At 41.9% G+C, this 20,300-nt stretch carries 19 protein-coding genes; 10 read left to right on the top strand and 9 right to left on the bottom strand.

The features are described 5' to 3' along the window. Nucleotides 1-141: 141 nt before the first annotated feature. The 4 genes from ACZ9AO_RS25400 to nagA all read right to left on the bottom strand — a co-directional run bounded on the left by ACZ9AO_RS25400 (nucleotide 142) and on the right by nagA (nucleotide 3,577). Nucleotides 142-864, bottom strand: a complete 723-nt coding sequence (locus tag ACZ9AO_RS25400; RefSeq protein ID WP_053537086.1) for an SIS domain-containing protein — start codon at nucleotides 862-864, stop codon at nucleotides 142-144. Nucleotides 865-927: 63 nt separating this feature from the next. Next, nucleotides 928-1,650 carry a GntR family transcriptional regulator gene (locus tag ACZ9AO_RS25405; protein WP_034304859.1) on the bottom strand — a complete coding sequence of 241 codons (723 nt, stop codon included), beginning with the start codon at nucleotides 1,648-1,650 and terminating at the stop codon, nucleotides 928-930. A 14-nt stretch (nucleotides 1,651-1,664) separates the two neighbouring features. After that, nucleotides 1,665-2,399, bottom strand: a complete 735-nt coding sequence (gene nagB, locus ACZ9AO_RS25410) for a glucosamine-6-phosphate deaminase (protein WP_098187324.1) — start codon at nucleotides 2,397-2,399, stop codon at nucleotides 1,665-1,667. Next, a complete protein-coding gene (gene nagA, locus ACZ9AO_RS25415; protein WP_251543064.1) occupies nucleotides 2,399-3,577 on the bottom strand; it encodes an N-acetylglucosamine-6-phosphate deacetylase in 1,179 nt (392 codons plus the stop codon). Before nagA ends, nagB begins: the two co-directional genes overlap by 1 nt. A gap of 305 nt (nucleotides 3,578-3,882) precedes the next feature. Between nagA and nagE the strand changes: the two genes are divergently transcribed. After that, nucleotides 3,883-5,793, top strand: coding sequence for an N-acetylglucosamine-specific PTS transporter subunit IIBC (gene nagE / locus ACZ9AO_RS25420; protein WP_251543067.1), 1,911 nt, complete (start codon nucleotides 3,883-3,885; stop codon nucleotides 5,791-5,793). A 320-nt stretch (nucleotides 5,794-6,113) separates the two neighbouring features. Here the strand turns inward: nagE and ACZ9AO_RS25425 are convergent, their stop codons facing one another. Further along, nucleotides 6,114-6,581: an ABC transporter ATP-binding protein gene (locus ACZ9AO_RS25425; protein ID WP_476111132.1), complete on the bottom strand. Its 468-nt coding sequence runs from the start codon at nucleotides 6,579-6,581 to the stop codon at nucleotides 6,114-6,116. 56 nt (nucleotides 6,582-6,637) lie between these two features. Between ACZ9AO_RS25425 and ACZ9AO_RS25430 the strand changes: the two genes are divergently transcribed. The 3 genes from ACZ9AO_RS25430 to ACZ9AO_RS25440 all read left to right on the top strand — a co-directional run bounded on the left by ACZ9AO_RS25430 (nucleotide 6,638) and on the right by ACZ9AO_RS25440 (nucleotide 8,673). Beyond that, nucleotides 6,638-6,880: a hypothetical protein gene (locus tag ACZ9AO_RS25430; RefSeq protein WP_476111134.1), complete on the top strand. Its 243-nt coding sequence runs from the start codon at nucleotides 6,638-6,640 to the stop codon at nucleotides 6,878-6,880. Nucleotides 6,881-7,048: 168 nt separating this feature from the next. After that, nucleotides 7,049-7,222, top strand: coding sequence for an MbtH family NRPS accessory protein (locus ACZ9AO_RS25435; RefSeq protein ID WP_251543070.1), 174 nt, complete (start codon nucleotides 7,049-7,051; stop codon nucleotides 7,220-7,222). Continuing rightward, on the top strand, nucleotides 7,219-8,673 hold the full coding sequence (locus tag ACZ9AO_RS25440) for a DHA2 family efflux MFS transporter permease subunit (RefSeq protein WP_476111136.1): 1,455 nt from the start codon (nucleotides 7,219-7,221) through the stop codon (nucleotides 8,671-8,673). Before ACZ9AO_RS25435 ends, ACZ9AO_RS25440 begins: the two co-directional genes overlap by 4 nt. Nucleotides 8,674-8,887: 214 nt before the next feature. On the opposite strand, the gene ACZ9AO_RS25445 is transcribed toward ACZ9AO_RS25440, so the two are convergent. Then, entirely contained in the window at nucleotides 8,888-10,621 is a 1,734-nt protein-coding gene (locus ACZ9AO_RS25445; protein WP_476111138.1) for an AAA family ATPase, read from the bottom strand. A gap of 250 nt (nucleotides 10,622-10,871) precedes the next feature. On the opposite strand from ACZ9AO_RS25445, the gene def reads away from it, so the two are divergent. Beyond that, nucleotides 10,872-11,450 (top strand): peptide deformylase, encoded by a 579-nt coding sequence (def, locus tag ACZ9AO_RS25450; protein WP_048688779.1) that lies wholly within the window; start codon nucleotides 10,872-10,874, stop codon nucleotides 11,448-11,450. A 42-nt stretch (nucleotides 11,451-11,492) separates the two neighbouring features. On the opposite strand, the gene ACZ9AO_RS25455 is transcribed toward def, so the two are convergent. Both ACZ9AO_RS25455 and ACZ9AO_RS25460 read right to left on the bottom strand, forming a co-directional pair. Beyond that, nucleotides 11,493-12,194 (bottom strand): SGNH/GDSL hydrolase family protein, encoded by a 702-nt coding sequence (locus tag ACZ9AO_RS25455; protein ID WP_476111156.1) that lies wholly within the window; start codon nucleotides 12,192-12,194, stop codon nucleotides 11,493-11,495. A 116-nt stretch (nucleotides 12,195-12,310) separates the two neighbouring features. After that, nucleotides 12,311-13,822, bottom strand: coding sequence for an MDR family MFS transporter (locus tag ACZ9AO_RS25460; protein WP_476111140.1), 1,512 nt, complete (start codon nucleotides 13,820-13,822; stop codon nucleotides 12,311-12,313). Nucleotides 13,823-13,950: 128 nt separating this feature from the next. Between ACZ9AO_RS25460 and ACZ9AO_RS25465 the strand changes: the two genes are divergently transcribed. From ACZ9AO_RS25465 to ACZ9AO_RS25480, 4 genes are all read left to right on the top strand, one after another. After that, nucleotides 13,951-14,430, top strand: coding sequence for a MarR family winged helix-turn-helix transcriptional regulator (locus ACZ9AO_RS25465; protein WP_476111142.1), 480 nt, complete (start codon nucleotides 13,951-13,953; stop codon nucleotides 14,428-14,430). 187 nt (nucleotides 14,431-14,617) lie between these two features. After that, nucleotides 14,618-15,463 (top strand): iron uptake system protein EfeO, encoded by an 846-nt coding sequence (gene efeO, locus ACZ9AO_RS25470; protein ID WP_476111144.1) that lies wholly within the window; start codon nucleotides 14,618-14,620, stop codon nucleotides 15,461-15,463. Further along, on the top strand, nucleotides 15,464-16,750 hold the full coding sequence (gene efeB / locus ACZ9AO_RS25475; protein ID WP_476111146.1) for an iron uptake transporter deferrochelatase/peroxidase subunit: 1,287 nt from the start codon (nucleotides 15,464-15,466) through the stop codon (nucleotides 16,748-16,750). It abuts the gene before it with no gap. A gap of 86 nt (nucleotides 16,751-16,836) precedes the next feature. Continuing rightward, nucleotides 16,837-18,591 (top strand): FTR1 family iron permease, encoded by a 1,755-nt coding sequence (locus ACZ9AO_RS25480; RefSeq protein WP_476111148.1) that lies wholly within the window; start codon nucleotides 16,837-16,839, stop codon nucleotides 18,589-18,591. 42 nt (nucleotides 18,592-18,633) lie between these two features. Here the strand turns inward: ACZ9AO_RS25480 and ACZ9AO_RS25485 are convergent, their stop codons facing one another. After that, the gene (locus ACZ9AO_RS25485) at nucleotides 18,634-19,059 is read right to left on the bottom strand and encodes a DUF4395 domain-containing protein (protein WP_323599483.1); all 426 of its coding nucleotides are present in this window, start codon (nucleotides 19,057-19,059) and stop codon (nucleotides 18,634-18,636) included. Nucleotides 19,060-19,736: 677 nt separating this feature from the next. On the opposite strand from ACZ9AO_RS25485, the gene ACZ9AO_RS25490 reads away from it, so the two are divergent. Then, nucleotides 19,737-20,168, top strand: coding sequence for a MerR family transcriptional regulator (locus ACZ9AO_RS25490; RefSeq protein ID WP_476111150.1), 432 nt, complete (start codon nucleotides 19,737-19,739; stop codon nucleotides 20,166-20,168). Nucleotides 20,169-20,300 lie beyond the last annotated feature (132 nt).

Consider the following 20,300-nt stretch of genomic DNA (forward strand, 5'->3'; position numbering starts at 1 on the left):
GAATATTTTCTGTTCGGCAGAAAAATTAGCCATAAAAAACACCCCGTAAATGTTAGTTTGGTGTCTAACATTTACGGGGCAGTTCAAGTTTGCCTACAGTATGAAATAAACAACCGAAACAAAAAAACTATGTATTCCATTTCATAATTGGGGGATTCTTGTTTTATATTTCGCGATGATCTTTTGATTGTGTTCATCTGCCCCTTCGATATTACTGCTTAGGAATACGGGAGGGGTTTCCCCCGATTCAATAATCGTTTGGATGACTTGCGTGAAAACCATATTGAGGAGAACGGCCCCGACCACGGTCGATCCGGAACCAAAAGGTATATTATTTGATTTCAGTAATGTGTCACCTTTGGCAATATGATTGTCTATGACCAAATCAACGACATCGTGGAGATAATGCTTCTGTTTATGCCGTGAAGAACAACTTTTTGCATACTCCGGTGATGTTAGTCCAATGACGAATGCCCCTTTTTCTTTTGCGATAGTGGCAACATCTATCGGAACGGGATTTACGCCGGATGACGAAATGACAATACAGACATCACCAGGACGGATATCTTCATCATGCATGAATTTCTCTGATAGGTCATTTTGGCGTTCAAGTTGGGATGACCTTGAAGCTCCTTTAAAAAGCATTAGATCTTCAACGAAAATTGGACGAATTGCGGCTAACCCACCTGCCCGGTAGAATACCTCTTCGGTCAAAATGTGGGAGTGCCCGCTCCCGAATAGATGGATGATCCCATCCGACATGACTGCTTTTGAAATATGTTCCACAGATTCCTTAATTGATTGCTTTTCCTGTTCTCCCACAATTGTGAGTAATGCCTGCACTTCTTCAAAGTATGAGTTCATTTATGTGACACCCTCCGATTACCTTTGGCAATTAAAAGACTATAGTGATGAAAATATTCAATTTTATCTGCTAATGTTGATAGTGAACTTATACCTGTCCGCACGATAAGCCGATTTAACATATTCAAGGGGAGTTCCGTCTATTAAGAACGTATTCCTTTGAATGAATAATATGGGTGAGTGCTTTGGAATTGCTAAATGGGTCACTTCCAATTCAGAAGCAATCGATGATTCCAACGTTTGTGAAGCATAGTCTATTTTTAGTTTAACGTAGTTCTCCACATACTGGTAAAGGGAAAGGTTAATGATTTCCTCCGTTAATCCTTTAATTAAATTGGCAGACATGTACACGGTCTCGAGCGCCATTGGAACATCATCAGCCAACCGAATGCGTTTTATTTCATAAACGGGAGCATAAAGGGAAATGTGCAATTCACTGGCAATCTTCTTATCAGCCGGAATGATTTCAAAGCTCAGCAGCTTGCTGCTTGGATTTAATCCCCTGGCCTTCATGTCCTCGGTAAAACTGGTCAGCCCATTGAGCTGCTGCTCCAATTTCTTATCGGCGACAAAGGTTCCCCTTCCTTTCTGACGGTATAAGTATCCGTCATTCACCAAATTATTTATGGCTTGGCGGACGGTCATCCGGCTAATTTCGAATTGCTCGGCATATTCACGTTCAGATGGAAGGGCATCGTGCGCTTGGAACTCACCGTTTTCTATTTTTCTTTTTATTTGTTCTTCGATTTGAAAATAAATCGGAAGAGGTGAGTTTTTATCAATCATCGACTTTCGCTCCTTTAGGGTATTATCACTCCGGATAACGCTTTTTGGTCTGCGATAATTGTAACACTATTATGTTTTTTTAGGATAGATGCAGGAAATTCCTCGGAAATGTCACCGTGTATCAATTTCTTCAGTGTTTCGGCTTTTTCTTCACCAGAAATCAGCAGCAGAATTTCTTTGCTTTTCATGATTGTTGAAATGCCCATCGTAACGGCATGTGTCGGAACTTCGTCTATGGAGTCGAAATAACGTGCATTCGCTTGGCGCGTTGAATCTTCAAGTGTCACGACATGTGTCCCGGATGTGAAGGAAGTTCCAGGTTCATTAAAACCAATATGGCCATTTTGGCCAATGCCAAGTATCTGAAGATCGATCCCACCCACGGAATCAATCATTTCGTCATACCGTTGACATTCTCCGTTCGTGTCATCGGCTGTGCCATTAGGCAGGTGAGTACGCTCTTTATTTATATTGATGTGAGTGAATAAGGAGTCATCCATATAAAAATGGTAACTGTTTGGATCATTTGGTTTTAAGCCGATATACTCGTCAAGATTAAAAGACGTTACATGTTCATATGAAGTATGATTGCGCACGTGATCTTCAATCAAATTATCGTACATTCCTTTAGGGGTACCGCCTGTTGCAAGGCCCAATTTGATATTTGGATTTCCTTTGACTTTTCCGATCACTATTTCTGCAGCTTTCCGGCTCATTTCCGTGTAGTCCTGCACTTGTATGATATTCATTATACATTCTCCTTTTTAAAAGCTAAATTTCCTCTGCAGAACGTCATTTCGACGTCCAAGCGGTGATTCAATATTACAAGATCTGCGTCTTTGCCGACCTGGATGCTTCCTTTTCTATCAAAAATCCGAAGTTGTTTGGCAGGGTTTTCCGCCGTCATTTTTATAATGTCAGTCATGGAACAATCGGTATATTTCATTGTGTTCTTGATGGCATCGTTCATTTTCAATATACTGCCGGCTAGTGTGCCGTCTGAAAGCGTTGCTTTAGTTTCGTCAACATTAACAGGCTGACCACCTAAATCATAGGTTCCCTTTTCAAGCCATTTGGCACGAAGCGAGTCCGTTATCAGTATCATTCGTTCGCTGGTAATTTGTTTATATGCCAGCTTGATCATTTCCGGCCTGCAGTGAATGCCGTCAGCAATAAGTTCAACATATAGCTCGTCTCGAAGATAAGCAGCTCCCAAAACACCTGGTTCGCGGTGATGGAGTCCACGCATCCCATTATAAAGATGTGTAACGTGGGTAGTCCCTGCCTGGATTGCTTCATCTATTTGGTCATATGTTGCATCTGAATGGCCGATGGAGGCGACGACGCCAGTTCCCCTTAAGTGGGCGGCAAGATCTAATCCGTTAGGTTGTTCAGGAGCAAGCGTTACAAGTCTGATTTGATTTTCGGCCATTTCCTGCCATCTTTTAAATAGAGTTACATCGGGATCAACGATATAATCCTCAGGCTGTGCTCCTTTACGGGCCGGTGAAATGAAAGGACCTTCTAAATGAATTCCAACTATTTCAGCGTGTTCTTGAGTTTGATTCTCGATATATTTACCAGCATTAAGAAGTGCTGATTCAATGGCTTGGGTGGATTGGGTCATTGTAGTGGCCAGAAAGCTGGTGGTTCCTTCTTTAGGAAGGGTCTTTGCCATTGTGGATAATGCGTCATGTGTGGCATCCATTGCATCGGAATTGGATGCTCCGTGAATATGAATGTCGATGGCACCGGGAATTACCTGATAATCCGGTGAAAGAGTAATCACCTTGGCATCATCGTCCTGTTTGTATTGGCTGGCTGGACCAACTTCGGCAATTTTTCCATCCACGACTTTAATGAATCCATTTTTGTATGTTTCCTTTTCGCTGTAAACCATTAGATTATTAATAATGAATGTTTTCATACATAATCTCCTTTATGAAAGTAAAACTTAATGAATGAGTCATGAAATGGTCTCATATATTTTGCCCTCATTTTATCGTTTTTATTAAAAGTTGTCTAGACCAGTTAAGGAGTATCAAGAACAAAAATGATATTTTTACTTTGTTTTCGAAGAATATAGTATATTTACAAGTAAATTGGTATAGACATCTATATATTTTCTGTGCTAGTATAATCCCAAAGAAAAGTTATTATATTGATAAAATGAAAACGCTTAATACATCTTGTTGTTGATCAAAGAAGTTAGGTACAAGGGAGATGAGTTCGATGTTAAATTTTTTACAAAAGATTGGGAAAGCTTTAATGTTACCGATTGCCGTTTTACCAGCAGCCGCGTTATTGCTTCGTTTAGGGCAACCGGATTTACTTGATATTGCCTTTATTGCCGCAGCTGGAAAGGCGATATTCGATAACCTTGCGATATTGTTCGCCTTGGGAATAGCGATAGGATTATCCAAAGATGGAAGTGGCGCTGCGGCATTATCAGGCCTTGTTGGATACTTTGTATTAACGAATGGTACACAAGCGATTGATAAAGAAATCAACATGGCTGTTTTAGGCGGTATTATATCGGGTATAGTTGCAGCTCTTCTATATAATAGATACTCCGACATAAGACTCCCTGAATGGCTTGGATTCTTTTCAGGGAAACGATTCGTCCCGATCATCACTTCGCTTGCGATGATCATACTTGCGGGAATATTCGGTTTTGTGTGGCCTCCGATTCAAGATGTAATAAATAGTGTCGGTGACTGGATTACAGGTGCAGGGGCATTGGGTGCCGGCGTATTCGGCGTATTGAATCGCTTATTGCTTCCAGTAGGATTGCATCATGTCTTGAATAGTATGGTTTGGTTCGTCTTTGGTGAGTACAATGGAGCGACGGGTGATATAAATCGTTTCTTCGCAGGGGACCCGACTGCTGGGCCCTTCATGACCGGCTTTTTCCCGATCATGATGTTCGGTCTTCCAGCTGCAGCATTAGCGATGATTGCAGCTGCTAAGAAAGAGAAACGTAAATTGGTGACAGGGATGCTTGTTGGGTTGGCTTTCACTTCTTTCCTTACAGGAATCACTGAACCGATTGAATTTCTGTTCATGTTCATCGCACCGGTGTTATATGTAATACATGCCCTTTTAACCGGGGTCTCTCTGGCACTTGCTGTTATATTGGATATCCATCATGGGTTTGGATTCTCCGCAGGAGCCATTGATTATTTCTTGAACTTTGGTATTGCGCAAAAACCGCTATGGTTAATTCCGATTGGATTGATATACGCGGCAGTTTACTTCGTGATTTTCTATTTTGTCATCAAGATCATGGATTTAAAAACACCAGGCCGTGAAGACGATGAGGAAGAAGTGGAAGAAGAAACAATTGTAAAAACAGGGGATAAATATACCGATATGGGATCGCTTTTCATTCAAGATCTTGGCGGTAAAGAGAATATAAAGCTAATTGATAACTGTGCAACACGCTTGCGTTTACAAGTGGCCGATTCAGGAAATGTGAATGAAGCAGCCTTAAAACGGCATGGTGCGCGCGGTGTCATGAAGTTGAATAAATCGAGTGTACAGGTCATTGTTGGAACGAATGTTGAATTCGTTGCAAATGCAATGAAACAACTTGTCAAGAATGGCGTCGATCCAAGCCAAGTGAAAGCAGGTCCATCTGTACAAGTGGCAGAGGATATAGTAGAGGAAAACCAAGCTTTGGGTGCAAATGACTTTGTCCTTCCAATTGAAGGAACCGTATTACCGATAGAACAAGTTCCCGATCAAGTGTTTGCCATGAAAATGATGGGGGATGGCTTCGCTATCGAGCCGGTCAACGGAAAACTAGTATCCCCAATCGATGGGGAAGTGCTAAGTATCTTCCCGACAAATCATGCACTGGGATTGAAAATGGATAATGGTCTGGAAATTCTGATCCATGTTGGCTTAGATACAGTTAAATTAAATGGAGAAGGGTTCACAGCTCTTGTTCAAGAAGGCCAAAGAATAACAAAAGGAACACCTCTTTTGGAAATTGATTTAGACTTCATTAAACGGAATGCACCATCAACGGTCACTCCTATTATATTCACTAACTTACCTGAAGGAACGGCAGTGAAGTTGCAAAAGTCAGGGATCCAGAAACAAAATACACCAGATATCATCCAGTTGGAAAAACTATAAAACGGTTAAAAAAGGGGTGTCGACTTGTCGACATCCCTTTTGACTTTAGACTGTAGACAAACTAAAGTGAGTTTGCCTGCAGTTTTTTTATGGCTAGTACAATTTGGATGTTGATTTCCAATCCAGGCACTCGCTTTCCGCGGTCGGTCGGGGAGCCTCCTCGGCTTGCGCCTGCGGGGTCTCCCTAGACGCGCTTTTCCCGCAGGAGTCCCGTACCATCCTCTCCAATCAACTATGTTATAAAATTCAGATGGAAACCATACCTGAGGAGTTGGAGGTGTTGGTTTGGGTCAGTTGATTCGGGAATATCATTTGATGAATTATACGTTTTCCGAACCACACCTTTCAATTGGATAAAACGGCTTCTTATATACTTCTTGCTGTGATAAATTGTCATAACCAAAACAAACGGGTGCCCCATTGGCCGGATCTATCATCACCCTTGCATGAATACGAAAGACTTCCTCTAAAACGGCAGGTGTGATGATTTCCCCCGGGGTACCGATTTTAACGATTTCCCCTTCCTTCATCGTTATGATTTCATGTGAAAACCGGGACGCATGGTTAATATCATGCAATACCATGACAGTCGTTATTTTTTGTTCTTTATTAAGCTTTTCAACTATTTGCAAAACCTCTAGTTGATGAGCCATATCAAGGTAGGTGGTTGGCTCATCCAATAATAAAATCTCCGTTTTCTGTGCTAAAGCCATTGCCAGCCAAACCTTTTGTCTTTGACCACCGGATAGATTGGCGATCTGCCGGTTCCGAAATGGCTGGAAGCCCATCTCTCCATTGGAACAAAAAGTGGTTCCGTGAGGAGGAGGAGAAGTTTCTTTCCCGATTGAATCAAGGAAAGGATGGTGATATTTCCTTTTTGCTTGGCGTGGGGGAGCTGGAAGGCAACCATAAAAGCGGGATGAATGAAAATGCTTTGGAATTATCAAAACGATTATCCTTGAAGGATAGCAGAGTGAATGTTCAATTCAACGAGTTTGAAGGGGAAGGGCATCTTTCAGTTTTGCCGCCTTTGATTAACAGGGCTTTGCGTTTTGCTTTGAAGAGAAATGTGACTGGTAAGAAATAGGACTTTCTCAGTAAATCCACGGAAGGCACTTGACCAGTAAGTTATAAATATATATCATTACCTATAGATTATGATTGATAATGATTATCATTATTGGTTGGCTAGGAGATTGCTAACAAACATTCACTATCGAGAATTTGAAAAAATTATGAAGGAGGACAATGACTGATGACCAACCGTTTCGTGAATGAAAATGGGATCTACAATGAATTTATAATTGAAGAAGGTCGAAATTCCCTTTGGCCCACCTTTTTGGTTATTCCAGAAGGCTGGTCATTGATATATCGAGAGGACTGCTGGAAATACATAAAACTAGTTGCTAGCATTGATGGAACAAAATGAAGGTAAGGATACAAATGGACCCTAAAATAGTAGTTAGCATCGTTTATGTCATAGCGATGTTCATGGTTTCGATGGACGGGACGATTGTCAATGTGATCCTGCCAACGATCAGTAGTGAATTTAACCTTGATCCCTCTTCAGCCAGTGGCATTAATTTAGGATATTTAGTAAGCCTGGCTGTATTCCTTCCGGTAGCTGGGTGGCTTGGGGATCGTTTTGGAACCAAGAAAATCTTCTTGATGGCATTGGGTATCTTTACGGCAGCCTCCTTTTTATGCGGATTCGCTAATAATCTTCAATCCTTGAATTTGTTCAGGGTTTTGCAGGGGGCAGGAGGCGGGATCCTTACACCAATTGGAATGGCCATATTATTTAGAACGTTCTCTGTTGAAGAACGCCCAAAGGTGTCCCGTTCCCTTGTGCTTCCCATAGCATTCGCACCAGCTGTTGGTCCGATTGTTGGCGGATTCCTTGCGGAGCAGCTGTCTTGGCGTTGGGCATTTTATATAAATGTCCCTTTCGGAATTATGGTCCTGATATTCGGTGTATGGTTTTTAAAAGAAAATAAAGAATCAACTGCTGGCAGATTGGACCTTCCAGGATTCTTATTGTCAGCTGCAGGCTTTTCCATGCTGATGTATGCAATGAGCTTAGGACCATCTAAAGGATGGGGTTCCCCCGTTATCATGTATACAGGAATTATCGGTGCAGTTCTTGTTCTCTCATTTATTCTATTGGAGCTGCGTGTGAACGAACCGATGCTTGATTTGCGTTTATTATCCGATCGATTGTTTCGGACATTGGGCATCATTTCATTATTTTCAATGGCGGGCTTATTGGGGATGCTCTTCGTGTTCCCGTTAATGTATCAAAGTTCGCTTCATGCTTCAGCTTTAGAAAGCGGGCTGACCACTTTCCCGGAAGCTATAGGTTTGATGGTGGCCTCCCGGATGATGCCTTGGACTACGAAGAAACTGGGCATACATCAGGTGATCCGGATAGGGCTGCTTGGTACAATCATCATTTATACATTGATTAGCATTGTCGGGCCGACAGCCAACCCCTGGTTCCTTCGTGCCTTATTATTTAGCGTCGGTATCTGTTTGGGACATACTGTTGTGGCCGTACAGTTTTCCACTTTCACCAATATCAACTCTGCTTCGATGGGAATGGCGGCCACATTGTTCAATGTCCAAAACCGGATTGGCTCTGCCATTGGTGTAGCCATCCTAGCCAGCATTCTGGGGGAAATGGGCACTAGCTCGATAGGAACGAATGGGGAGCACCATGTTATTTTAATATCCTATCAATTTGCTCTCCTAGGTTCTGTGGCTTTGCTCGTCATAGCCCTATTATTTGCGATGCGTTTGAAAAAGGATGATTTTAAGGCCAAGATACCGAAACAACATATGGCTAAATCCCTTGATGTAAAACAGGTCAGAAGCGGATAAGTAACTCATTCAGTCAGGTTTCCGGTAGAGGAAGGCCTCTGTGATTTTGCCAGTGACCTCCCTTTCATTTTGTTTTGCTAGCAGCACAGGGACTGTCTACATAAAATATTAATTAAAGATTGGCTTTGCGGCTCAATACCACATATGAAAAAAAGAGCCTGTTTATTGCAAACAGGCTCTGGAAATCAGTTCTTAAGACTTAGTGGGAAGAGTATTATGCATTCGAGCATATGCCGGTTATTTCCGAAGCGTCAACGATACGCTGAACTTCAGTTCCCTCAAGTGTCTCTTTTTTCAATAACTCTTCAACGAGCTCTTCATACTGTAGGCGATTCGAGTCAATCAACATTTCCGTTTCCTGAATCGCTTTCGTGAATAATTCCTGCATCTTTTGCTCCTTCTCACCTTTATTGAAGGTGAGGGTGAATCCATCTTGAAGCATTCCGGTATCGACCATTTGTTCCAGCAGATGTTTCGCCTGCTGTACATCTCCGCCTACACCGATGCTATGTTCCCCTAAATACATTCTTTCCGCCACGCCGCCTGCCAAGATCATTTTGACTTGATCAAGCAATTCACTGGCTGTTGCCAGATGAAGTTCTTTTGGTATTGGCGCTACATATCCAAGGGCTTCCCCACGCGGAATGATGGTCGCCTTTCTAACGGAACCAGGCTTTGTCAAAGCAGCAATCAGGGCATGTCCACTTTCATGGATGGCCACACGCCGCTTCGTATCCGCGTCATTCAAGGTACGTGATGTCGCTCCAAGAATCGTACGGTCAATGGCGTAATCAAGATCCTGTTTACGAATTATATCCTGTTCATTCCTCAGGGCATGACGTGAGGCAGTATCGAAAAGGGAGCTTAAGTCAGCGCCGGAGAAACCGGATGTACTTTCAGCCAACTCATCCAGGGAAGCCAGGACATCTGTCGCTAGACGCTTTCCCTTCGTATGGATATCGATGATTTCCTTTCTTCCTTGTGTATCCGGAAGTGGGACTTGGAAAGAGAAATCGATCCTGCCAGGACGTAGAAATGCCTCATCGAGCATATCTTTCCGGTTGGTCGCTGCAATGAATAAAATGCCTTCATTTGGATGGCCTCCATCCAATTGGACAAGCAGTTCGGTTAACGTTTTTTCGCCTTCATCCCCGCCATGGGGTTTCCTTTTACCAGCCAATGCGTCCACTTCATCGATGAAAATGACAGCTGGCGATTGCTTACGTGCATTTTGGAAAAGGCTGCGGACTCGGGCTGCACCGACTCCAACAAACATTTCGTTGAAGGCTGAACCGCTCGTTGAGAAGAAGTTTGCACCAAGCTCTTTTGCAATTGCCTGTGCAAGCAGCGTTTTCCCCGTTCCAGGAGGGCCGTATAATAAAATGCCTTGAGGCGGCTTAATTCCAATTTTAGCTGAACGTTCAGGTTCCTTTAGTGTAGTAAGTGTCTGAAGGATTTCCTGTTTGATTTCGGATTGCAAACCGCCTACATCATCCAAAGTTATCTCTGGCAGGGGTTTTGGGGTGGAAAGGCTTTGTTTTTTGCTGCCGATCCGCAATCCGCCCTTTGATTTTTTCTGTATAATGACACCGGTTGTGACGAGAGCCGCCATTAACCCGCCTAAAATCCATAATGCTGATTTATTAGTTGATGAAAAAGAATATTGAACGTTATAAGTTTCGACAAGTTTATTGATCATTTGACTGTTGGGAGGAATACTGGAAACGTATTCTCCATCTGGTGTGGAGATGTGAAGAGTGCCATTTCTTTTTTCTTCAATGGTGACAAGAGCTCCATTTTGGGCTTTAATCGTTTTTTCCACGGATGAAAAAGGAATGACCATATCCTTTGACTGAGTAACAGCATACCAACTGATTCCAGCAATTATCACAATGAGAGCCGTAAGGAACGGCAGCAATTTCGAAACTAATTTAGAGTTCGAGTTCAATTTTTCATCTCCTTTAAGAATATATATTCAGTATAAAATTTTTAAACATGTAATCTATAGGCCTTTGTACCTTAAATTAAAGGTAAATAATGTTAAAGGCAAGAAATAACACTTATATATGAGAGTTTAAAGAGTCCGGAAATTAGAAATATTTAATCTAACCGGCATATTAGACTTTTTAAATGCGAAATGCTAAAGTGAAATGGTCTAAGTCATGAAAAAATAAAATGGTAGAAGAGTGTGAAGTTCTATGAGTAAATTTATAAAAGACTATATGATTACGATGAAGGATATCGTTAGAGAAGGGGATCCCATTCTGCGTCAGGTAACGGATGAAGTTAGCCTGCCGATTTCGGATGAAGATCGTGAAACGCTGGAATGCATGATGCAATACCTGAAAAACAGTCAGGATCCAAAACTCCAAAAGAAGTTCAACTTGCGTGAAGGAGTTGGGTTATCTGCCAATCAGATAGGCTTGAATAAACGCATGTTCGTCATGTATTTTCCCGACGAAAAGGGGAAGCTGTTTGAATATGCCCTTGTGAATCCGAAAATCATCAGCCATTCCGCAACAATGATCTATTTACCGCAAAGTGAAGGCTGCCTTTCTGTCGACCGTGATATTAAAGGATATGTACCGCGTTATGAACGGGTTAAAATCAAAGCTTTGGACGGTAATGGTGAGGAAATAGAAATGCGGCTGAAGGGCTTTGCTGCAATCGTGTTTCAACATGAGCTAGATCATTTGAACGGGATGATGTTTTATGACCGGATCAATACCGAAAACCCTTTCAAGCTTCCGGAAAACGTGGAAGTGAAAAGTCTGTAAAACCCAAAAAGGCAAAGCGCCATGCTTTGCCTTTTTACCGTTTTATGGCTGAGTAAACCTATCTTCTTCCATATGCTTCCGCAAATCACTGAAAATGGCCAGGCTCATTTGCTGGTATCCTTCTGAAGTGAGGTGGATGCCATCATCGCTAATCAAGGGACCCAAGTCACCGGAGGATTTAATATAGGAACGGACGTCGATCAAAGGCACCTTTAGTTCCTCTGCAAGGCTTTTCAATTGGCGATTATACATCCCATGCCAATGTTCAATACCGCCGACATGGGAAACGAAATGCCCGATTGAATGACCGAACTTATCGGCGATGGATCTGTAATATCTGGCAGGATCCAGTGGCGGAAGAGTTAAAAGGAAAGGGGTAATATGCTTGTCCTGAACCTGCTTGACAAGTTGTGTGATATTTTCCAGGTAGCGTTCGATTGGAACGATGGGCTCATGGTCACCATCTGGATTCTTGGCCACTTCGTCCCAATGAAAGTTACAGTCGTTTCCACCGACCTCTATTAATACGATATCGGGATTTTCAGACATGACGTCTTTCTCGATCCGGCTAACCAACAGGTCGGAGTTGTCATTGAAACCCCCTTTATTCAAAACCTCGACGAATGGCAATGATTCCGTTAGCTTAGCTAAAGAGTTCGGGTAATTTTCTTTAATGATGCGAAGGCGCCCCCTAACATAAGAAATGCCTCTGGTTAAACTGTCTCCAAAACATACGATCTTCAAACTTCTCACCTCGGTATGTGAATGTGTTACTTGTATTTTAGTAGTGGAATGATTTTTCGGCAAACTTTACCTCCTATATAGAAAAACAAAAAGCGCTGGAATTCCAGCGCTTTTATTTATTGTAATGATTCCTCTTTCGAAGGTGTTTCCACCCTTGTTTTTCCCATGAAGAACACAGTGATGGCTGCAAGACCGATCGGTATTAGGGCTAAGGTGAATATCATTGATATCGAATCGGACATCGCATGAACGATTTTATCCAGGATAAAGTCAGGAATCTCGGCACGTGCATCCGATTGGAAGAGCTGGCGTGGATCCTCCATCAATCCGGCTGTATCCGGACTTCCTTGCATTCCTTTAAACGCATCCGTCATTTTACTTGTGAATACATTGTTCTGAATCGCTCCATAAATCGTTACACCGAGTGTCATCCCAAAAGAACGAAGGAAGGAGTTTGTTGAGTTGGCCGACCCCCGGAATCTAGGTTCCAAGTTGTGGATGGATGCTATAGGTAAGAGGGAGAAGGAAAAGCCCATGCCAAATCCAGTCAAAATCATGTACAAAGTTAATAAAGTCCTGCTGGTATCAGGGGTGATGGTCCCTAATAAAAGCATTCCTGCAAAATAACAGATGACGGAAATCGTCATTAAGTTACGAAAGCTTGTCTTTGTATTGAATATCCCGCCAATTGCACTGCCGAATACAGAACCAAGCATCATGGGAGTTAGGATCAGTCCGGCATTTGTTGCGGAACCACCGTAAACTGCCTGCACGAAAATCGGGATATAGACGGTTAATATAATGAATGTACCGCCATAAAGAATGGCTAAAATCTGAGAAGTGGCAAATAATCGCCTTTTAAACAGCCATAATGAAATGATTGGATCTTTTGCTCTTTTTTCGAAAAAGAAAAATGAAACGAAGAAAACCACAAAACTGGCAAACAGGCCTATGATGGGAGAGGAACTCCAGCCATACTCCCCGCCCAGTTCGAGAGCGAACATTAAGCTGATAACGGCAATGACGAGAGTTGCTGCGCCACCCCAATCAATTTTTTGCTCTCGGGTGTTGGGTGACTCCTTGTAATAATTCCAGATGAAAAATAAAGAAATGATCCCAATCGGAACATTGACGTAGAAAATCCAGTGCCAGCTGGAGTATTCGGTAATATAGGCACCTAAAAGTGGTCCCAATACGCTTGATGCCCCAAATACAGCACCGAAAAGGCCAGTTAATTTTCCCCGTTTTTCAGGTGGGAAAATATCAAAAATGATCGTAAAGGCTATAGGCATCAGGGCGCCTCCGCCGATCCCTTGGATTGCACGGAAGATACTTAACTGCACGATGCTCTGAGCCATGCCGCATAATGCGGAACCAATCAAAAAGACTATAAGTCCGAAAATAAAAAACCTCTTTCTTCCATACATGTCCGAAAGCTTACCGAATATCGGCATACTTGCCATCGTGGCGACCATATAGGCAGATGTCACCCATACAAACTTATCAAATCCGCCTAAATCAGAAACGATCGTTCCCATAGCAGTCGCAACAATCGTATTATCCATTGCTGACATCAAGATACCCAGCAAACCGGCAACAATGAATTTTTGTTTTTTTTGAACGTTCATTTATTTTCCTCCTTCATATCAACCTGCTCATGAATTTCCTTTACATGGTTGAAGGGTAACGTTAAGATGAAACAAAACATTTATCTTGATAATCAAGATAAATTCAAGTGTAAAAGGGGTGGCATTTTATGTCAAGCGATAATAGGGTGAATTCAGCTCTGTTAGAGAGTTTAACACACAGATTGCAGCGGTATGGAATGAGATCCGTGTTATTTCAACAAAATATGGCCCAGAAAATAGGGGTGTCCCATACGGACTTAAAGAGTGCTGAAATATTGAATGAAACAGGACCGATTACCGCCGGTGAATTATCCAAAATTACAGGATTGAGCACGGGTTCGGTTACGGCACTGATCAATCGCCTTGAGAAGTCGGGTTATGTTAAAAGGGAACGAGATCAATTGGACGGAAGAAAGGTCATGATTATGCCGATACCGGAAAGGCAGGAACAGATTAAATCGCACTATCAATCGCTCTCTATGGCCACAAAAGAATTATGCTCAGCTTATAATGAGCAAGAGCTAATATTGATCAATCAATTTGTTGAGGATATCACAAAAATCATGGACAAAGAAAATGACAAATTAATGAGTGAGCGGGAAAGGTAGCCAGTATGCAGGCTGCCTTTTTTATTTTTAGCCAGCTGGCAGTTTCTTATCAATAATAAAAGGAGTAGAGTGAAATTTATTTAAAAGAGAATGAACAATGTCACGTTTCCAGTAAAATATATATTGATAATGATTTTCATTATCTGTTAATATGAATCTACAAATCATTTCAAAGGGAGAATACACTATGAAAAAAGCAAAGGCGTCATTAGCGGTCTTACTATCAACCAGCCTATTATTTGGCTGTGCGCAGGAAAAGGAAGAAGCCAAGCCGGCAGATGATAAGGCCAAAAAAGCAAGTGCGAGTAAGTTTGATGATGTATCTAGCGAGTACCGGGAATATGCCATCGGTGAAATAGAAGAGTTCGTAAACGCAACGGAAGAATTCACTGAGGCCGTATCTGCCGGTGATATTGAAAAAGCGAAGGAATTATACGCACCAGCCCGTATGCATTATGAGAGAGCGGAACCAATCGCTGAAGTATTTGGGGATCTTGATCCCAAAATCGATGCGCGTGAAGGGGATGTCAAAGATGAAGACTGGGGCGGTTACCATAGGATTGAAATGGGGCTATGGCAAGAAAATACAACGAAGGGCTACGAAAAGTATGCAGAACAATTAATGAGTGACGTCAATTTGCTTCGAGCCAAAGTTGAAACGGTTGAGGTAACACCTGATTTGTTGATCACCGGTGCGGTGGATTTATTGAATGAAGTTTCCACGAGTAAAGTGACAGGAGAAGAGGACAGATACTCCCATACCGATTTATATGACTTCGTGGCAAATGTTGAAGGTGCAGAAAAAATCTATGATCTGCTTACTCCAGCGCTGAAAGAAAAGGATGCGAAGCTAGCTGCGGAAATCCAACAACGTTTTGACGATGTATACGGCTTGCTTGAAAAGCATAAGGAAGGGGATGGCTACATCTCATATACGGATTTAAAGGAATCTGAAGTCAAGGATTTAAGTCAAGCAATTGATGCATTGGCTGAACCACTTTCGCAAATAGGGATTGTAACGGAGGAATCTTAATTGAAAGAACATACGCCGAAAGATGAAACCGGACTTTTTACAAAAAAAGTGAGTCGTCGAAAGATGTTGAAAACGGCAGGGGTTGGTGGAATCGGAGTCGCGATAGGAGCTTCTGGATTTGGCGGTCTGCTGACACTTTCTGAACAAAGGGCAAAGGGACAAACTAAGGATATTGTTCCTTTTTATGGAGCGCATCAAGCTGGTATCACCACTGAGGCGCAAGATAACCTTTACTTCGCATCAATGGAGGTAACCACGGATAAAAGATCGGACTTAATCCAGTTATTTAAGGATTGGACAGAGGCTGCGGCTCAGATGACAGCGGGGAATTTGATTGGTGATACATCACTTAATACGAATATGCCCCCAAAGGATACGGGGGAAGCGAAAGAATTATCACCCTCCAATTTAACGATCACGTTTGGAGTGGGTCCGACCCTGTTTTCGAAGGATGGCAAAGATCGATTTGGTTTGAAATCAAAAAGACCTGCTGAATTAAAGGACCTGCCCCAATTCCCTTTAGATGCTTTAGAAGAAGAATGGAGCGGTGGGGATATTTGTATTCAAGCATGTGCAGATGATCTTCAAGTGGCTTTCCATGCCGTCCGGAACTTAGTGAGGATCGGCAGAGGGAAAGTGATCATTCATTGGGCACAAACAGGTTTTCAACGGACTAAGCAAGCCGATTCACAAAAAACGACACCGCGGAACTTATTCGGGTTTAAGGATGGGACCGTCAATCCGGATACGAATGATGATAATGAAATGAATGAGCATATTTGGGTGAAGGGCGAGGACGGTCCTGACTGGCTTGTTGGAGGCAGTTATATGGTGGTGCGGCGAATCCAGATGTACATTGAAGTTTGGGACCGGACTATATTGAAAGAACAGGAAAATACGTTTGGCCGTCATCGCGACAGTGGAGCTCCACTAGGAATGAAAAATGAGTTCGATACCGTGGATCTCGAAGCTAAAGACCCAAATGGAAATCGGATCATTCCGGAAGATTCACATATGAGTCTCTCCAGGGGGGACGGAAAAGCAAAGATATTGCGGCGTCCATATTCGTATGCAGATGGAATGGATCCTAAAACAGGTAGCTTCAATGCCGGCTTGCTATTCATTTGTTTTCAGCGAAATCCAAGTAAACAATTCATTCCCATACAAGAGCGACTGGCGAAAAATGATAAGCTCAACGAATATATCGTTCACAGGGGCAGTGCCATGTTCGCTTGTTTACCAGGTGTAAAAAAGGGTGGCTATATCGGGGATTCCCTTTTTGGATAAATATCATTTCAAATGAGGACGTGAAAATCGCCAGCATGGATATTATCCAGTTGGCGATTTTAGTTCATGAATAAGGAGGGACCACTATGACCGTTTCTAGGTGGAAGAGTGGAATATTAGTTTTAGTCGTTAGTCTTTTATTTCTTTCGACTGATATTAAGATGGTTTCGGCGGGTGAAAACCATGATCAGCTCTTTGTTTATATTGGCGATAGTTTAATGAAGGTGAAATCAGGCGACCTTGAGGAAGTATCGAAAAATATCGAGCTATTCGAGAAAGATTGGAAAACGATAAAAACGGACAGGGAAAGTGCGAGGAAAGTCGACGAGAGGCTGTCTGCGGTAAAAAGTGCTGTGAGAGACCAAGCCTCCACAGATGAAATCAAGAAGCGATTATCGGCATTATCCAGTACTCTTGTTATTTATGATACCAACGAAAACCCTGTTGACAAGACGGACTATGAAGAACGATTAGAAGCAATACTTCCTTTAATAGATAAGTTGGAAGCTTCGATAACTGAAGGTGACTTTGATCAAGCTAAAGTTCAATATACCAATCTCCTGAATCAATGGACCGATGCAGAGGTCATTGTCAGGGAGAAAAGTGTTGCTACATATGGTGAGTTTGAAACGAAAATGGCCTTTGTGCGGATAGCGATTACCCAAGACCCACCTGATCCGGAAAAAGCCCAAAAAAATCTAGCTGAATTGAAGGGCCTAATCGAGGATTTCCTTGCTGGTAAAGTTGAAGAGGGAAGCCAGGAGAATACCTATTCCCTTGGGGATATAACGCAACTTTTACAAGGAAGTGCAACGGATATTGAAAAGGGTGACATCGATTCTGCCGTTGATCAGCTAAATGAGATCTTGACAATTTGGCCTAATGTCGAAGGGGAGGTCTCCACAAGGGACAGCAAGCTTTACAGCGATATGGAAACGAAAGTCCCGACCGCAATCAGCCTGTTAGAATCGAAAAAGGTAAAGCCGGAGGAAGCGAAGGGAATCGTTTCCGATTTAAACACAAGGTTACTCCCTTTAATTAAAGATACGGGATATACGACATGGGATGCCGCTTCGATCCTTTTGCGGGAAGGGTTGGAAGCACTCTTAATTGTAGCTACATTGCTGTCTTTCCTAAAGAAAATCGGGCAAGCGGACAAACAAAAATGGATTTGGACAGGGGTTGGTGCGGGTTTAGCTGCAAGTTCCATATTGGCGGTCATAATCAATATCGTTTTCTCTCAGATCACGGCTGCGTCAAGCCGGGAATATATTGAGGGAATCACTGGGATAATAGCCGTATCAATGATGTTGACAATTGGTCTTTGGCTTCATGGTAAATCGAATGTTCATGCATGGAACCGGTATATCGACAAGCAAATGAACCAAGCCATTGCTACGGGAAGCATCATCTCTTTCGCTTTGATCAGTTTTCTATCCATATTCCGTGAAGGGGCCGAGACGATTATCTTTTATGCCGGTGTGGCTCCTTATATGGAATTAAAGCAGCTGCTGAGCGGGATTTTCCTTGCCTTCCTCATTTTAGTGGTAATTGGTTTCATCATGCTGCGCTATAGTGTGAAATTACCGATGACCCTATTCTTTAAAGCGGCAACGGTACTCATATATGCCTTGGCTTTCAAGATTCTTGGAGTCTCCATTCATTCACTTCAGGTTTCACAGGTGATACAGACAAATACGATCAGTTCCTTTCCGTTTGTAGAAACGATAGGTCTTTATCCAACAATGGAAACGCTGGTGCCGCAAGCTGTATTGATTTTGCTGATTGTTTTGGCGACCATTTGGGTCAAAAAGAGTAATTCCTTACGTACAACCGAATAATATAATGGGACTGATGCATGTCAGTCCCATTTGTGTATGGTATTAGCGAATAGATCGGCGATAGGAATATTGCTTCCATTGATAAAGGATGAAGCAGCCGATGCAGAATCCAAGAATGGCTATGAGTGAAGCCATTCCGACCATCAAGGTGAATATATATCCGGTAACATCCCAACCAAGCAAAAAAGATATGAATCCAAGTCCTAAGCAAACGACAGCTATGGCTTGGTTGAACTGTTGCTGTGAATGATCTTCAGGAATATAATCGGAGGGTTTCTTTTTAAGAAAGAGCTTGGCAAGACGCATCACTGGATTGAAATTAAAGAGAAGACCCAAAAGTCCCGCTGTTAAAGGAATGGCTAATATCCATAATTGTCCCGTTAATAAGGCGGTGGCTACGCTTAACAAAATGACCCATTGATTCGTTCGTACTAAGGGACGGGGAATGGAGCGAATTTCACTCGTCATAGAAAACCAACCTTCCTGATGTGTTTTATTATATTTTATCCTTATTTTAATCACTTGTGAAGTGAAAGGTTAATCATGCAAATGATATCCTTATTTATAATAATTTTAATTTAGTATTGATTATTATTATAAAAGTAGTATAATATATTTATCATGAAATAAAAGTTAGGAGGACAGTATAAATGGTAGCAAAAGTTTGTGGAACATGTGGAACACCAATAAAAAAGTTAAAGCATTCTTCCCTATGCCAGTGCGGTCCTAAGATACTGAGCAATCAATTCTCAGTTAAAACAAAAAAATAAAATCCACTGGAATAGATCATAAATTAAACCATTAAGCGGTTTGAGTTGTGGACAAAAAGGGTTCCATCTTAATTTTTAAACAAAGTTGATTGGAGCGGGTGTTCGAGGCTCCCGGAGACCGCGGAAAACGAGTGCCTTATGTTCCAATCAGCGTTCATATTTTATACACTCTCAAAAAAACGCAGGCAATCTTAATTAATATCAAGTTTGTCTACAGTCTGAACCGATTATTCAATTAATCGGTTTTTATTTTTCCAATGAAGGGTAAAGAGGATAATAAATATTTTTCATTTCAATTAAAATAATGTACGATAATGGAATAGAATAAAACGTCAGGAAGAATAGACATATTTTTAGATTTGTCTAAACCATAACGTGACGGTTAGGAGGGGCTATGTTGGGAACGAGACTTTAAAAATTGGCGAGTTGGCGGAAATGGCAAATGTTACGAAACGAACCGTAGATTATTATACAAACCTAGGCTTGCTTAAAGCAGAACGTTCCGCCTCTAATTACCGTTATTATTCAGTCGGTGAACTTGAAAGGCTCCGCCGTATCGAAGGATACAAAAGAGAAAACCTTACATTGGAAGATATTAAAGAAATACTTAAAAAGGATAAGGAAGCCGCATCAGCAATTGAGGCAAAAGGTCTTCAGCTCAAGAATAAAATGGATGGCCTGAACGAAGAACTTCAGGAATTCATCAGCTTGATTGAAAAGGACGGAAAAAGTGAGCTTCTTCTAAAAAAACAGATATCCCGTGAAAGCATGGCCTTGATCCAATCATTACTAGTGTTGCTCGTATGATTAAAATTTAGCTCTATAGTTTTATGCACAAAGGTGCATATTAACGATATAGGCTAAATGGTTTTGGTTCATGTTATAAGGAAAAAATCGCGTATTAAACGAAAATAACCATTTATACAGGAGGTGCTTGGG

Source organism: Peribacillus sp. TE19612 (genome assembly GCF_056279465.1).

Excerpts from the sequence above, each read along its gene's own strand:
- ACZ9AO_RS25435 (WP_251543070.1), top strand. The coding sequence starts at position 7,049 with ATGACCAACCGTTTCGTGAATGAAAATGGGATCTACAATGAATTTATA.
- def (WP_048688779.1), top strand. The coding sequence starts at position 10,872 with ATGAGTAAATTTATAAAAGACTATATGATTACGATGAAGGATATCGTT.
- ACZ9AO_RS25460 (WP_476111140.1), bottom strand. The coding sequence starts at position 13,822 with ATGAACGTTCAAAAAAAACAAAAATTCATTGTTGCCGGTTTGCTGGGT.
- ACZ9AO_RS25465 (WP_476111142.1), top strand. The coding sequence starts at position 13,951 with ATGTCAAGCGATAATAGGGTGAATTCAGCTCTGTTAGAGAGTTTAACA.
- ACZ9AO_RS25440 (WP_476111136.1), top strand. The coding sequence starts at position 7,219 with ATGAAGGTAAGGATACAAATGGACCCTAAAATAGTAGTTAGCATCGTT.
- ACZ9AO_RS25405 (WP_034304859.1), bottom strand. The coding sequence starts at position 1,650 with ATGATTGATAAAAACTCACCTCTTCCGATTTATTTTCAAATCGAAGAA.
- ACZ9AO_RS25480 (WP_476111148.1), top strand. The coding sequence starts at position 16,837 with ATGACCGTTTCTAGGTGGAAGAGTGGAATATTAGTTTTAGTCGTTAGT.
- ACZ9AO_RS25485 (WP_323599483.1), bottom strand. The coding sequence starts at position 19,059 with ATGACGAGTGAAATTCGCTCCATTCCCCGTCCCTTAGTACGAACGAAT.
- ACZ9AO_RS25400 (WP_053537086.1), bottom strand. The coding sequence starts at position 864 with ATGAACTCATACTTTGAAGAAGTGCAGGCATTACTCACAATTGTGGGA.
- nagB (WP_098187324.1), bottom strand. The coding sequence starts at position 2,399 with ATGAATATCATACAAGTGCAGGACTACACGGAAATGAGCCGGAAAGCT.
- nagA (WP_251543064.1), bottom strand. The coding sequence starts at position 3,577 with ATGAAAACATTCATTATTAATAATCTAATGGTTTACAGCGAAAAGGAA.
- efeO (WP_476111144.1), top strand. The coding sequence starts at position 14,618 with ATGAAAAAAGCAAAGGCGTCATTAGCGGTCTTACTATCAACCAGCCTA.
- ACZ9AO_RS25425 (WP_476111132.1), bottom strand. The coding sequence starts at position 6,581 with ATGGGCTTCCAGCCATTTCGGAACCGGCAGATCGCCAATCTATCCGGT.
- nagE (WP_251543067.1), top strand. The coding sequence starts at position 3,883 with ATGTTAAATTTTTTACAAAAGATTGGGAAAGCTTTAATGTTACCGATT.